Consider the following 13087-nt stretch of genomic DNA (forward strand, 5'->3'; position numbering starts at 1 on the left):
TGACAAGTTCGATGAGAATCAGATTGGACAAGTGCGTGAGAACCACGGCCAGTTGTGCCTGAAAAGTGACAAGTCGGTTGAGACCCTACAGCTGTAGGTTACAAACTTACTGGTCGGCTCGACACGGAGATTGCGAGGATCGGCCACCCGGCTTGCCCTTCCAACACCATTGTTTGCTCGACAATATGAGGGCAGCAGGCCTTGGCGAATTCCAAGTGCTGCGCATTACTGGGTGGCCGCGGTCGACGGGCCCTGGGCCGTGCTTGGCGATAGTCGCCTCACTGAAGCCCTAACCGGTCAGCGCCAGGTCCGGGAGCATCTACCCGGAAACCCGCCGGATTGCCGGGATCTCCGCCGCAACCGCAGGGACCATACCCGATCCCGTCGAATCCGTGCGAAGTGGCTCGGCTGCTCCGGGCCGAGCGTGTCAGGAGGTCTGGTGCCGAAGTGCCAGCGGCTGCTGCAGGTGTTGGAAGGACTCCACAATGAGCTCGACGCTTAACACTTCGGGTACGTCCGGATCGCCGGCTTCGAACACGGCCAGCTCGACCCCGCCGATGCTTTCGGCGGGCAGCGCCGCGAAAATTGCCGCGATCTGGCGGGGCAGCATCCCGGCGGGAATTTTGTACGCGGTGGGGATATATCCGGGCTCAAGCACGTCCCAGTCCACATGGATCCAGACCGGGCGGCCGGTCACAAGCTCCAGCACCGCCTCGGGAGTGGCCTGTTCCGGTGGCAGGATGGTGACGCCGGCGTGCTGAAGCAGTGCCATCGCCGTGGAGTCGATGCCCGGGCACCGACCAGGATTGCGTTCCGCGGGTACACGATACCGCCGTGGCCACTGTCCCATAGCCCGCACGCGCCGGCCAGCGCCATCCCGCCCAGGTACCCGGACTCGGTGCTGGCCGGGGTGTTGAAGTCCCCGTGGGCATCGATCCACAGGACCACGGCCTCAGGGTACCTTTCTGCCGCCACGGGCAGGGTGGCGATGCTGGCAGCGCAGGTATTGGCAACCAATAGCGGAACCTGACCCTCGTCCAGAGCCGAGCTCACAGCCCCGGCGAGCCCGCGCAGAGTGTCCTCGACCTGGTCCAGAGCCTGCCGCCAGTCATCCTGGACCGCCGGCGACGGCTGGCCGACAACGGTCGGCTCGACCGAGAAGTGCTCGGCCAATGCGAGTCCGGCCTTCCGGGCCCCGGCGAGGGCGCCTTCGGTACGGTCAGCGACCCTGCCCTGGTTGATGATCAGGCGGTAGTCCAAGGTTGTCCTTCTTCCAGCGGGATGGCATCGGGAGCGGCCCATCAGCCGGCAGCCAGCCCTCGAGTCTCCCACCAACGGGTGACCGTCATCGCAGCAAGCAGGCCTCACGGTGAATCCGTCCGGGCGGAACCGCATGGGCGTCGTTGGCCGGTTCGGCGGGCGGCGTTTCACGGGAAACAATCGCCCGGCGGCGGATGCCGATCACGACGTCGGACGCGGGGATGCGCTCGGGCAGCCGTCGGTGCTCACGCCCCGGGCGCCGTCGCCGGTTTCCTGCGCCGGGCCGTCCCGGCCTGCTATTGCCCGTCCGGTCGCGGGGTGTGCCAGGATCCCGCAGCGTGCGGAATGCGCCATCCGTAGTGCAGGGAGAGTACCCGCAGGGTGAAGACCACGGCCGCGACGCACAGCTCGGATACCACATTGAACAGCCCCAGATACCACAGCGCGGTAATCAGGGTCGCTCCGAGCATGGCCGGAACGGCGTAGATGTCCCGGGGGTTGAAGAGTTGCGGATCCCGGTTGGCGACGACGTCGCGCAGCAGGCCGCCGCCGACGCCGGTGGTGACACCGAGCACGGCCGCGGCGACGGGATTCAGGCCAGCGTTCAGGGCCGTGACCGCTCCGGTGATGCAGAACAGTGCCAGGCCGCCGGCGTCGAAAACCAGCAGTGTGCGCGGGAACCGTTGGACATGGTGCACGAGGAAATAGACCAGCAGTGCCGCGGCCAATGGCGGTATCAGGTAGACGGGTTGGACGAAGGCGGTCGGGGTCACTCCGATGATCAGGTCGCGCAGCACGCCGCCGCCGAGCCCGGTGAGGGAGCCCAGGAGCAGCGACCCCACGATGTCAAAGCCCCGGCGCGCCGCGAGCAGGCAGCCGGAGATGGCGAAGAAAAACGTTCCCAACAGGTCCAGCACCAACGACCAGGTCACGTCCATCGCCTCTCCACCTTGTACGTTCTGTAGCCGGGCCTTCTGATTACCGGCTGCCGGCGGCTCATCATACCGCCCGCAGCCGCCCTGTCCGGCGGGGTCAGTCCGGCGCAGCGATGGTTACTTTGAAATCATCCTCGGGCCGGCCGGGTGTTGCCGCGTTAGTGTGTCCGGACAGTGTTGGGCAGTTGCCGGAGGGCCAGGGCGTTGCGGAGGACGGCCCGGCGGAGTCCGTCGGGGCCGTCATAGCGTCCGCTTTCGATGTATTTGCAGAGCAGCCCGGTGGTTTCGGGATGTTTGAGGACCAGATCGATCAGGCCGGTGCCGTTCTCGACGATGCTGTGGCGGACGTTGTAGAGGTCGGTGTATTCGCGGTAGCTGCCGGCGAGCGGGTGGTGGTCGCCGGCGGTGATCAGCAGCCGGGCCAGGGACGCGGCGAGGCTGATGATGTTGTGCTGGGCTTCGAGGCCGATGTGTCCGGGCCACTGGGAGCGGACCAGGCCGTTGATCAGGGCGATGGCGTCGCGGGCCTCCTGCCGGACGTTGAACCCGGCGCTGTCCCGGTCGGTCATCCGGGCGGTGCTGATCTTTCCGGGCCTTGCCCGGGCCCGGTGGATGCCCGTGCTGGCCACCTGTGCGCGGGCATGGAAGTAGTTGTGGCCGGCGGTTTTGACCCACAGGGCGAGCTGGCGGGGGGAGTGGAGGAAGTGCCGGTAGAGATGGGTGACGATCAGGTCGCGTTCGGCGGGCGGGCACTGGCCCAGCATCCCGGTGAACGCGCCGACGTGCTCGTAATCAAGGGCGACGGCGATGGCTATCGCCTTGGGGAAGGATTTGGACCCGGTCTTGCCGTGGTAGCCATCGGTGACCTGCTGGCGCGTTTCGGCAGGTACGGGCCGTGCCGGGATTTTCGGACCAAGGGTGTCAGGACCGGAGCCTCCGTGCCGGCCGCCGGTGGTATCAGCCGCGGAGCCGGGGACGAATAGCCTGGCCAGTTTCTTCCAAAGCCGGGCCGGACCGGTTGTCTGCTGCGGGCCGGCGGCCTGCCCGGATGTGCTTGCCGGGCCGGGGGCCCGGGCAGCCGCCGCGGATCCGCCGGCGGTGGCATGGGGCAGTTCGGGCTGCGGGGAGTCTTCGGTTTCGGCTTCGAGGGACTGCTGCGCCAGCCAGGCCACGGCGTCCGGGCACGAAGAGAAGTATGCGACCGGATAGGGCGGGCGGTGGACCTTGTTGAAGAATGTCGCGACCGCCATGTCTACCGGCGACATCCCGACCAAGGCCAGGCGGCACACCGGCAGCCGTTTCGAGAACAGGGCCATCGCCGCGGCGCTGACCGAGCCGAGCCCGGCCAGTTCCACCAGCATCGGCCGCAGCCTGCCTGCCGCCAGCTCCTCGACGAGGGAGAGGATTTGCCGCGCCTCGGTCGCGCCGACGTGGACGTTGGCTGAATAGCGCACGTGGACGGTGCCGCCGGCGGTGCGCCTAATTGCCACCCCGAGCAGGTCTGCGGCGGCTCCGGCGCGGGGCAGGGATCGGTGCAAAACAGGTTCCTCTCAATGTTTCCGTTGTTCCCGGCGGGACGCGCACTCCATGCTGGCGGCGAACGATCAGGTCGGGAATCGTTCCCGCTGCCCGCGCCGAATCGTAAACCTTAAGAATTTGAAAGGTTTAACCAAAAAATTCGGCATTCCGAGCGCAATTTTATGGAAGTTCCACCCGAACTGCAATTCAGTACGTGCACTTTCTAACGGTGGATGGCTGGCCTGATGCCTGCCGGATTCACAGCTCGCGGAGGTAGCACAGCATCCGGTAGTCCTTACCCGGCTCGACATTAGTAAAGCCGTGACGTTCGTAGAAACGGCGCGTGTCGGCGTCGACCTCGTCGACGTTGATGTGCACCTCGGCTGCGCCGCGCTCGCGGACCCGGAGGATCGCCGTCGTCAGTAGTGCGGTGCCGATGCCCCGGCCGCGCAGACCGGGCTGCACATAGAGCTCCTCGAGTTGGGCCAGCGGCCCGTCGTAGTACGGCGTGGGCCGCAGGGTCAGGAACGCGAAACCGCTCGGCGCCCCGGGATCCCCGGATAGGAGCACCAGCACGTCATCCCGGGCCAGGAGGCATCCGAAGCGGGCTGCCAGTTGCCCTGCCGTCGGGCCGGGCGTTTCGAACTCGGCGTTGAAGTCGTACAGCAGACGCCCCACCACGTCCGCCTGTCCGGTCGATGCAAGGGAAACTTCCGTGACGGCCATGGAGCCATTCTGGGGGCTGGCGGCCGCGTCGGAAAGTCCGGCGGCTGACGCGGGACGGGCCCCGTGTGCGGGCACGGGCAGGCGCGCCCGATGTGCCGTCAAACCGCCACGCCCGGGACGCGACGGCGTTGTCCCTTGAAAAGGGGCCGTCCGGGTGAAGACCCCGCCAGCCACGCAGGACCGTCTTCGGTTCCGTCGGGTTCGCGCTGCTGCGATTCGCCGGAGTCAACCGGACATATGCGCTGATGTCGGCACACGCCGGTGGCTTGGCTCTTGAAGAAGCCTGTTTGGCTCCTGAAACGCGAGTCTAAGTGTTCCGAGCATTCGGTGCGTTTATGGTCGATTCATGGATAGGGACCAGACCTGCGAGCTGGAAGGGCAGACCTCGATCGACGAGCTGCTCGACGAGCCGGTCGGCGTTACCCCTATCCAGATGGTGTTGCCGATCTACGTGCAGCTCAGGCCGGGGGAATTCCGGCGTTTGTCCTGATCGCGGCGGCACAGAATCAGGACTCTCTGATTTGGGGCCGGCAGTTATGGAAGCAGATGTAAGCGGGGCATTGAGCACATTCGGACTCACACGGTAATGCCGGTTCTGCGTCCTCGCCGTGTCCGGGCAAAGCGCGGAGCGGCGGCACCTGGTTCTGTTGAGGCGGGATGATGCCTGCGCCGGGGTACGGTTCCGGTGTGGATGATGAGCACAACCCGAAAGGGCGCATAGGCTTCTGGCTGACCTTCCTGGGTCCCGTAGCTTTCGGACTGATGGGCGGGCTGGCCCGGCTCTTCCTGCCCTGGCTGTCTTCGCACGGCGCCGACGTTTCCGCGGCAGAGCGTTTCACGACCCCCGTGCTCTCGGGACTGGCCGCCGCAGTTGTGCTGCAGACCGGGCGGTGGTGGCTGCAGGCCAGGGTGCCCGGCCGGCAGCGCGAGGCGGTCATGACCCTGGGCGCCGTCACCCTGCTCGTCGCGGCCTTTGCGGCAGGCCTGGCGGCCCTGCTCAACGCGGGGGCTCTGCTGCTGTTTCTGCCCCTGCTGGGTTTCATCGGGTTCCTGCGCTGGGCGCCGCGGAGAAAGACCGTGCAGCCGCGGGACAAGTACTTCGGCATCTACTGCGTCTGCATCCTGTCCTTCATTGTTTCGGCCGGTGCAGTCTCGATGTCGCTGTCCGCCCCGGCCTGAGCCAGGTCCAGCGTCACAGCAGGAGACCGTTTAGCGGACCCAGCGGATACTGCATGCGGAGGGATCTTCGGCCTGTCGGTGGAACCGGGCCATAACGGCGTACACACTGTCTTGTGTCTCAACCGACTCCGGCAGATGCACAGCAGCCTCAGGCGCTAGTGCAAGGCCTTGAGCCCGATAACGCCGCCGACGATCATGGCCAGGAACAGGACCTTCAGCACGGATACGGATTCCGCACCGGTGGCCATTGCATAAACAACGGTCAGGACGGCTCCAATTCCCACCCACACCGCATACGAGGTCCCCAAGGGAAGTGACCGCATCGCGTACGCGAGGCCGCCCATGCTGGCAATCAAGGCGACGACGAAGACGATCGATGGGACCGGGCGGCTGAAACCCTCGGACTTGCCCATGGCGGTGGCCCACACGGCCTCCAGGACACCGGAAACAACAAGAACAACCCACGACATGACAGACTCCTGCAGGCCGTCTTGTCGCACACCGGGTACGGCATCCCTCGTCCGGGAGCCCGCTTTCTTGGGCTCTTTTCCAAGATCGCACGCCAGGCAGGCGGAGGCAAACCGGGATCGGTGACCATGGCCACGTCCTAAACCACATGCCATCCAGTTGGGTAGCTGTAGCGAAAGATTCCGTTGCTGTGGGTTCCAATATGCTCGCCTGTCGGCGGGCGGCGGGCTTGGAAGCACTGCCGGTGTGGTCTGTCATCGTGGCGTTGTCCGCGTACGAGCTAAATGACGACTTCCTGCGTCAGCCCGAACGGGACGTCGTCGTGCCGTTCAACCGCGAACCGGCCGGGCCCGGTCTTGGTAACCAGGATGCCTGGGCCCCGGCGCTCTTCAGCATGGCAATTTTCCGCCGAAGACCTCGAACTGCAGGACGAGGTCTTCGGCGCCGCCGTGCTCGAGTACTTGCAGGGCCAGTTGACCGCGACCGTGCATGCCGGATCCTGTTCAATATCCGGCCCACCGAAGTTGAATTCAACGACGCCGTGATGGGCAGGGCCCGCGCACCTGAAGCATCCGTCAGTGCTCATCGATCTGCGGCATTTTGTTATCTTTCAGGCCGGATTCCTTTGGCTGTTGCATGTTCTGGATCGCCGTGGGAGTCTTCGGTGTTTCCGGCGGTCACAGGTCGGCGATGAGTGCGTGCAGGGCTTTCAGGTGCCGGTCCAGCGCCGCGCGTCCCTCATTGGTCAGGCTCAGCCAGGTGCGGGGCCGCTTGCCGACGTAGCCTTTTCGGACGCTGACATAGCCGGCATCCTCAAGCACGCGTATCTGCTTGCTGAGCACCGGGTCGCTGACCTCGATGGCGTCGCGCACCGTGCCGAACTCGGCATCATCCACCCGGGCGAGCGCGGCCGCGATGCTCAACCGGACCGGCAGGCTCAGATGCTCGTCCAGCAGGAGCCTTGGATGTGTGGACGCGCCCTCGGCGCTCACCGGGTGCCCCTTATCAGACCGGCGACCAGAAGCGGCAGTCCCGTCACCACGGCATAGGGGACCCACAGCCAGGTTTCGCGCGAATCTGTCAGGACCAGCAGCGCCACCCCTAGTCCGAAGAGCCCGGTACTGAGCGCGGAACCGACCGAATACCGCTTGGACCAGCCCAGGCTGGAAGCGCGCCGCCGGCGTCCGTACCGGACACAGGTGACGACCATGCCGGCGACGAAGACCGCCGTGGCCACCATGTCCAGCCAGAGAATGTCCTGCGGATAAACGTAGGCGACGACCAGCAGGTACAGCGACATCAGCCCGGCCATCACGGCGGCGTAGCGGGCACCGGCCCGGTCCGCGGAGCGTGAGATGCGTGCGCCGCCGCTTCCGCCGGCTTCGGCTGCCCGCAGCTGCTCATCCAGGCTGTGGCGTGACTCGTAGGAAGGTTCGTTTGTCATTGGGGTCTCCTCTGTTGGCTTTGAACCGACCGGTTGTCACCATAATACGATAACTACTTTCTTTATGGAAAGTAGTTTTCTCATATTTCCGAGCTGCGCCAGCATCCCGCCCGATCACGGACGGCTCCCGGCTTCCGGCCCGATGATCCTGCCGGTGAGGATTGGTGCGCAAGCCTGGCCGCAGCGGACTTCTATGCCCCGGCCGTCAATGTCAAGATGGGTCCGTACACCTACAAGGCGACCTGCGAAGCCTGGCGCTGGACTTCCATTGCGCAGGCCAACATGACCGGCACCTGCTTCAAGTCGGGCGGGAAGTACTACTTCTACATCTACCGGTTCTTCTACTCCTCCTGACCGGCCCGATCGTCGATGCCCTATTCCGTCAGGAATGGGGCATCCGTGTTTTAATCGGCCGCGGGTTTCCGCCGTGAACCCACGTTTCCACGCACTTGGACTTAGGTAAGGCTAATCTACTAACCTGCGGTGGTGACCATTCAGCTTCTCCCCGCCCGGGTGCCGTTCGCCGACGAGCTGGCCCGTTACGCAGACCGTCCGGCCGTCTTTGCCGGGGACCTGGTCCTCAGCTACCGGGAATTGGCCGACCGGGTTGGTGCCGTGGCGGCCCGGCTGGGCCCGCTGCGGCGCCTGGTGGCGCTGGCCGCGGCCAATGATCTGGACTCGCTCGTGGCCTACCTGGCGGCGCTGTCCGCCGGCCACCCGCTGCTGCTTGTCCCGGCGGACAAGCCGGCGGCCCTGCAGTCGCTCGTCGCGGCCTATGATCCCGACGTCGTCATGCGGCCGGGGGACGGGGAGCCGGTGCTGGAGAAACGGCGGCCCGGCAGCCGCCACGAGCTGCACCCCGAGCTTGCCCTGCTGCTCAGTACGTCCGGCTCCACCGGCACCCCCAAGCTCGTGCGGCTCTCGCACGAGAACCTGCAGGCCAATGCCGAAGCCATTGCCGAGTATTTGTCCATCGGCACCGGCGACCGGGCCGCGACCACGCTGCCGATGCATTACTGCTACGGCTTGTCGGTGATCAACAGCCATCTGCTGCGTGGTGCGGGCCTTGTGCTCACGGACCTGTCCGTCGTCGACCCGTGTTTCTGGGAGCTGTTCCGGAGCCGCCGGGCGACGTCGTTCGCGGCCGTGCCGTACACCTTCGAACTGCTCGAACGGGTGGGGTTCCCGGGCATGGACCTGCCCAGCCTGCGCTACCTGACCCAGGCCGGCGGCCGGCTCGATCCCGACACCGTGGTCCGGTATGCCGGGCTCGGCCGCCGGCGCGGCTGGGACCTGTTCGTCATGTATGGCCAGACGGAGGCCACCGCCCGGATGGCCTACCTGCCGCCTGACCTGGCAGCCGGCAACCCGGGAATGATCGGGGTGCCGGTGCCGGGCGGCGCCTTCCGCATCGACCCGGTACCCGGCCTGGCGGACGGGGAACTGGTCTACACGGGTCCGAACGTCATGCTCGGCTATGCCGGGAACCCGGCGGACCTCGCTGCCGGCCGCACCATCGAGGAGCTGCGCACCGGCGACCTCGCCCGGCAGCACCCGTCCGGACTGTACGAGGTGGTCGGCCGGCGCAGCCGTTTCGTCAAGATCGTGGGCCTGCGCATCGACCTCGGCCAAGTCGAACGGATCCTCGCCGCGCTTGGCGTGCCGGCGGCCGCCGCAGGCTCGGACCACCGGCTCGTGATCGCCGTCGAGGGCGGTCACGAGCCGGGCCTGCTGGCCAAGACCCTGGCCCGGGAGATCGGGCTGCCGCGGACAGCCATCGGGGTGCACGCCGTCGAACGCCTTCCCCGGCTGCCCACCGGCAAGCTGGACTACGCCGCGGTCCTCGCCCTCGACGCGCCGGAACCTGCCGAACCCCGCAGCGGCCCGGCCGACGGGCCGGATGATGTCCGCACGATCCTCGCCGAGACGCTGGAGCGAAGCGATGTCGGCGAGGACGACACGTTCGTTTCGCTCGGTGGGGACTCGCTGTCCTACGTGGCAGCCTCGCTGCGGCTGGAGCGCGCGCTGGGGAGCCTGCCGCCGGACTGGCACCTTAGAACCGTCCGCGAGCTGGCACCGCGCCCGCAGCAGCGCCGGCGCATGCGAAGGTTCTTCGCTCCGCTGGAGGCCGGCATCGTGCTGCGGGCCGTGGCGATCGTCTTCATCATCGGCACGCACGCCCACCTGTTCCACTGGCCCGGCATGGCCCACGTCCTGATGGCGGTGGCCGGATACAATTTCGCACGCTTCCAGCTCAACGGCGGCCGGCTGTCGCGCCTGCGCCGCCAGCTGCGCAGCCTGGGCAGGATCGTGGTGCCCAGCCTGGCGTTCATCGCGTTCGCCTACCTGGCCACCGACAGGTACAGCCCCGCCAACCTCGTGCTGCTGAACTCCTTCCTCGGGCCGGAGACCTGGACCACGCAGTGGGACTTCTGGTTCATTGAGATGCTGGTCTACGTGCTCGGCGCCATGGCGGTCCTGCTCGCGGTGCCGTGGGCGGACCGCGCCGAGCGGCGCTTCCCGCTCGCCTTCCCGCTGGCGCTGACCGCCGCAGGACTGCTGACCCGCTTCGGGATCGTGGAACTCTCCGTGCCGAAGCCGGCGCCGGTGCTGTGGCTCTTCGCCCTGGGCTGGGCCATTGCCCGGGCCCGTACCCTGCCCCAGCGTGCTGCCGTTTCCGCCATCGCCGCGCTGGCCGTCCCGGGCTTCTTCGGCGATCCGGCCCGCGACGCCACCATCCTGGCCGGCATCCTGGTGCTCGCCTGGCTGCCCGCGGTCCCGGTGCCGGCCGGCCTGCACCGGCTGCTGGCGCTGCTGGCCAGCTCGTCGCTGTATGCCTACCTGACACACTGGCTGGTCTACCCCGGCCTGGCGCCGATCAGCCCGGCCCTTGCCGTGGCCGCCTCGCTGGCCGCCGGCGCGGCATACTGGGCGCTGTGCCTGTGGCTAACTAATACTGTCCGACGGCGGCGGACCGCCGGGGCGGGAACCGGCCCGAAGGGCCGGGGGTAGCCGAACCGCCCGGGCCTGGCTGCGGCAGGCCCGGCCTCACTCCTCGGTGAGCAGGTGGCACCAGGCGTCGGTGAGCGTTTCGAGGCAGGTTTCGCGGTCCATGACTCCCCAGCCCAGCCGGAACCAGCGCCGGGACAGGAACTCGAACTGGCCGAAGGCCAGCACGCAGCGGATGTGGCGGGTGGCCGGCTCGAAGCGCCCCGCCCGGTCCAGGCCTTCCTGCATCGAGGTCGCCACGTCCTCGAACCAGGATTCGATCTTGTCGGCGACCTCGGGTTCCCCGGCGGCCGCCTGGTGGGCGGCCAGGATGTAGGGGCGGATGACGGCCCACTGGTCGAATTTCTTGTTCAGCCAGGCCCGGACCAGGTTCCGTCGGCCCAGTTCGACGACGGTGGACAGCGGCGGATCGTCCACGGTGGTGAGGATCTTGTCCACCGTGGTGATCAGTTCGGACATCAGCTCCGCCTTGGACGAGAAGTGCAGGTAGAACGTCGTCCGCGTCGTCCCGGCCGCACCTGCGATGTCGTCAATGGTGGTGGCCGCGTAGCCCTTGGATTCGAAGAGCTCCAGCCCCTTCTCCAACAGCAGCTGCCGGGTCAGCTGCTTCTGTGCTTCGCGTAGTGATGCCATGCCATTCAGGATAGCCGACTGGCCGCAATACCAGCTGAATGGTCACATTGAAATTTCATTTGACAGACTGTTGTGCAAAACCTAGCTTTGTAGCAGAAATCACAGTGGTTTGGATCACGATGGGGAATGGTCCCCGGCCGTTCCATCCGATCGCTTGCACCTTAACTAAGGAGTTCTTATGAGCCAGGACCACGGGACCCGGACGTCACAGCCGTCATTGCCGCCGCAGGCACCGCCGTCGTCGGGCCGTTCCGGCCGGACGGCCGGCACCCTGGCGGCGGCGTCGCTGGCGGTAATGATCGCGCAGGTTGCCAACGCGCTGCCCGGCGCGCTCAACGGCGAATATCAGCTGACCTTCAACACCTTCGGGTCCCAGCTGACCTGGATCACCGCGGCCTTTATGATTCCGGTGGTCGTCTTCGAACTCACCTTCGGCGTGCTCGGCGACAAGTTCGGCCACCGCAAGCTGGTGGTCGGCGGCGCCGCGCTGGTGGTCATCGGTTCGCTGGTCTGCACCATCTCGCCGACCGTCCAGGCCATGTGGGTCGGCTCCGCGCTCAACGGACTCGGAGCCGGCGCCATCTACCCGGCGTCGCTGGCCCTGGTCGCCTCGGTGGCGCGCACCATGCAGGAACGGGTGCGCGGCATCGCCATCTGGGCCGGCTTCCTCTCCGCCGGCTCGGCCATCTCCCCGCTGCTGGGCGGCGTCTTTGCCGGTTTCGGCTGGTGGCGCGGCGCGTACGCCGTCGTTGCCGTCTTCAGCGTGGCTGCGCTGGTCCTGACGCTCTTCCGCGCGCAGGAAGCCAAGGTGGCCGAAGGCCGCCGGCTGGATCTCTGGGGCCAGATCACCTTGGCGCTGGGCCTGATCCTGGTGCTCTTCGGCCTGGTCCAGGGGCCCGAGGACGGCTGGGGGTCCACCCACGTCGTCGCGAGCCTCGCCGCCGGTGCCGCCCTGCTGGCCGTCTTTGTGGTGATCGAACTGCGGGTCCAGTCGCCGCTGCTGGACCTGAGGGTCTTCCGCAACCGCCAGTTCACCGTCGCCTCCATCGTCGCCGTCGTCGGCATGTTCGCCTTCCTGGGTGCCTGCTTCTCCACCAGCATGTGGCTCGGTCCGGTGCAGCACCAGAACCCGCTGTACCTCGGCCTGCTCTTCCTGCTGCTGCAGGGCCCGGCCTTCGTGCTGATTCCGGTGATCTCCCGGCTGCAGGCGCGGATCTCCTCGCGCTGGCTGCTGACCTTCGGGTTCCTGGCCATGGGCGCCGGTGCGCTGACCGCCTCGACGTTCGACGTCGCCAATCGGGACGTGGCCGTCTTTATCCTGCCGTCCCTGCTGGTCGGCCTGGGCTTCGCGCTGACGCTCAGCCCGATGACGGCGATTGCCGTGAATTCCGTGCCGCGCCAGCTGACCGGCATGGCCAGCGCCACCACCAACCTGCTGCGCGACCTCGGTTTCGCCCTCGGCCCGGTGCTTGTCGGTGCCATCGCGCTGAGCACCGCGGGCAGCCACCTGGTGCCGGCCCTGCAGTCCTCCGGGCTGCCGGCCGACCAGCTCGGTCCGGCCCTGGGCATCGCCGAGGCGGGCGGACCCATCGCGCTGAACAGCCTGCCGCCGGGCGTCCCCGGCGCCGAAGCCAGCCAGTTCGCGCTCGAGGCGCTCGGCAGCGGCTTTACCGAGGCCTTCCTCGTCGTCGCGGTGTCCGCATTGGCCGCGGCGCTGCTCAGCTGGTTTGGCCTGGGCGGCACCGGGCAGGCGGATCCGGAGCACGAGCCCGAGGCCGTCGAAGCCGGCCGGTAGCGCGGACGGCGGCCAGGTCCTGGCCTTTCCCCGTCCCTCGAATCCCCCGCGAAACGGGACCCTGCTGCCGCTGCAGGGTATTCCCGTTCCGCGGGCTGAGGGCGGCGCGGGGTGGAACCG

The 13087-nt window shown here is 67.3% G+C and carries 14 protein-coding genes and 1 riboswitch; of the genes, 5 read left to right on the plus strand and 9 right to left on the minus strand.

Translation table 11 applies throughout. The features are described from left to right. Positions 1-427 precede the first annotated feature (427 nt). The 5 genes from LVY72_RS08015 to LVY72_RS08035 all read right to left on the minus strand — a co-directional run bounded on the left by LVY72_RS08015 (position 428) and on the right by LVY72_RS08035 (position 4439). Entirely contained in the window at positions 428-772 is a 345-nt protein-coding gene (locus tag LVY72_RS08015) for an arginase family protein (RefSeq protein ID WP_237819905.1), read from the minus strand. Next, the gene (locus tag LVY72_RS08020) at positions 694-1395 is read right to left on the minus strand and encodes an arginase family protein (protein WP_308190719.1); all 702 of its coding nucleotides are present in this window, start codon (positions 1393-1395) and stop codon (positions 694-696) included. Before LVY72_RS08020 ends, LVY72_RS08015 begins: the two co-directional genes overlap by 79 nt. Positions 1396-1556: 161 nt before the next feature. Then, the gene (locus LVY72_RS08025) at positions 1557-2198 is read right to left on the minus strand and encodes a trimeric intracellular cation channel family protein (protein WP_237819503.1); all 642 of its coding nucleotides are present in this window, start codon (positions 2196-2198) and stop codon (positions 1557-1559) included. Positions 2199-2353: 155 nt separating this feature from the next. Beyond that, entirely contained in the window at positions 2354-3733 is a 1380-nt protein-coding gene (locus tag LVY72_RS08030) for a DUF7793 family protein (RefSeq protein ID WP_237819505.1), read from the minus strand. A 238-nt stretch (positions 3734-3971) separates the two neighbouring features. Beyond that, the gene (locus LVY72_RS08035; RefSeq protein ID WP_237819507.1) at positions 3972-4439 is read right to left on the minus strand and encodes a GNAT family N-acetyltransferase; all 468 of its coding nucleotides are present in this window, start codon (positions 4437-4439) and stop codon (positions 3972-3974) included. A gap of 346 nt (positions 4440-4785) precedes the next feature. On the opposite strand from LVY72_RS08035, the gene LVY72_RS08040 reads away from it, so the two are divergent. After that, on the plus strand, positions 4786-4929 hold the full coding sequence (locus LVY72_RS08040) for a hypothetical protein (protein WP_237819509.1): 144 nt from the start codon (positions 4786-4788) through the stop codon (positions 4927-4929). 197 nt (positions 4930-5126) lie between these two features. After that, positions 5127-5618, plus strand: a complete 492-nt coding sequence (locus tag LVY72_RS08045) for a hypothetical protein (protein WP_237819511.1) — start codon at positions 5127-5129, stop codon at positions 5616-5618. A gap of 155 nt (positions 5619-5773) precedes the next feature. Here the strand turns inward: LVY72_RS08045 and LVY72_RS08050 are convergent, their stop codons facing one another. The 3 genes from LVY72_RS08050 to LVY72_RS08060 all read right to left on the minus strand — a co-directional run bounded on the left by LVY72_RS08050 (position 5774) and on the right by LVY72_RS08060 (position 7530). Continuing rightward, positions 5774-6088 carry a DMT family transporter gene (locus LVY72_RS08050; RefSeq protein ID WP_237819513.1) on the minus strand — a complete coding sequence of 105 codons (315 nt, stop codon included), beginning with the start codon at positions 6086-6088 and terminating at the stop codon, positions 5774-5776. A gap of 10 nt (positions 6089-6098) precedes the next feature. Beyond that, positions 6099-6166: riboswitch (guanidine-III (ykkC-III) riboswitch) on the minus strand. A gap of 597 nt (positions 6167-6763) precedes the next feature. Next, positions 6764-7078: a winged helix-turn-helix domain-containing protein gene (locus LVY72_RS08055; protein ID WP_237819515.1), complete on the minus strand. Its 315-nt coding sequence runs from the start codon at positions 7076-7078 to the stop codon at positions 6764-6766. After that, positions 7075-7530: a hypothetical protein gene (locus LVY72_RS08060; protein ID WP_237819517.1), complete on the minus strand. Its 456-nt coding sequence runs from the start codon at positions 7528-7530 to the stop codon at positions 7075-7077. Before LVY72_RS08060 ends, LVY72_RS08055 begins: the two co-directional genes overlap by 4 nt. Positions 7531-7746: 216 nt before the next feature. Between LVY72_RS08060 and LVY72_RS08065 the strand changes: the two genes are divergently transcribed. Both LVY72_RS08065 and LVY72_RS08070 read left to right on the plus strand, forming a co-directional pair. Next, entirely contained in the window at positions 7747-7884 is a 138-nt protein-coding gene (locus LVY72_RS08065; protein ID WP_237819519.1) for a hypothetical protein, read from the plus strand. 132 nt (positions 7885-8016) lie between these two features. Further along, on the plus strand, positions 8017-10542 hold the full coding sequence (locus tag LVY72_RS08070) for a non-ribosomal peptide synthetase (protein ID WP_237819521.1): 2526 nt from the start codon (positions 8017-8019) through the stop codon (positions 10540-10542). A 36-nt stretch (positions 10543-10578) separates the two neighbouring features. Here LVY72_RS08070 and LVY72_RS08075 read toward each other — a convergent pair whose 3' ends face one another. After that, positions 10579-11172 carry a TetR/AcrR family transcriptional regulator gene (locus LVY72_RS08075; protein WP_237819524.1) on the minus strand — a complete coding sequence of 198 codons (594 nt, stop codon included), beginning with the start codon at positions 11170-11172 and terminating at the stop codon, positions 10579-10581. 178 nt (positions 11173-11350) lie between these two features. Here LVY72_RS08075 and LVY72_RS08080 point away from each other — a divergent pair, with 178 nt between their 5' ends. After that, positions 11351-12967 (plus strand): MFS transporter, encoded by a 1617-nt coding sequence (locus LVY72_RS08080; RefSeq protein ID WP_237819525.1) that lies wholly within the window; start codon positions 11351-11353, stop codon positions 12965-12967. Positions 12968-13087 lie beyond the last annotated feature (120 nt).

Source organism: Arthrobacter hankyongi (assembly GCF_022012395.1).
Taxonomy (GTDB): domain Bacteria; phylum Actinomycetota; class Actinomycetes; order Actinomycetales; family Micrococcaceae; genus Crystallibacter; species Crystallibacter hankyongi.

What these genes read in the sequence shown, in the direction of transcription:
- LVY72_RS08015 (WP_237819905.1), bottom strand. Translation starts at nt 772, where the DNA reads ATGGCACTGCTTCAGCACGCCGGCGTCACCATCCTGCCACCGGAACAG.
- LVY72_RS08020 (WP_308190719.1), bottom strand. Translation starts at nt 1,395, where the DNA reads ATGCGGTTCCGCCCGGACGGATTCACCGTGAGGCCTGCTTGCTGCGAT.
- LVY72_RS08025 (WP_237819503.1), bottom strand. Translation starts at nt 2,198, where the DNA reads ATGGACGTGACCTGGTCGTTGGTGCTGGACCTGTTGGGAACGTTTTTC.
- LVY72_RS08035 (WP_237819507.1), bottom strand. Translation starts at nt 4,439, where the DNA reads ATGGCCGTCACGGAAGTTTCCCTTGCATCGACCGGACAGGCGGACGTG.
- LVY72_RS08040 (WP_237819509.1), top strand. Translation starts at nt 4,786, where the DNA reads ATGGATAGGGACCAGACCTGCGAGCTGGAAGGGCAGACCTCGATCGAC.
- LVY72_RS08050 (WP_237819513.1), bottom strand. Translation starts at nt 6,088, where the DNA reads ATGTCGTGGGTTGTTCTTGTTGTTTCCGGTGTCCTGGAGGCCGTGTGG.
- LVY72_RS08060 (WP_237819517.1), bottom strand. Translation starts at nt 7,530, where the DNA reads ATGACAAACGAACCTTCCTACGAGTCACGCCACAGCCTGGATGAGCAG.
- LVY72_RS08065 (WP_237819519.1), top strand. Translation starts at nt 7,747, where the DNA reads ATGGGTCCGTACACCTACAAGGCGACCTGCGAAGCCTGGCGCTGGACT.
- LVY72_RS08075 (WP_237819524.1), bottom strand. Translation starts at nt 11,172, where the DNA reads ATGGCATCACTACGCGAAGCACAGAAGCAGCTGACCCGGCAGCTGCTG.
- LVY72_RS08080 (WP_237819525.1), top strand. Translation starts at nt 11,351, where the DNA reads ATGAGCCAGGACCACGGGACCCGGACGTCACAGCCGTCATTGCCGCCG.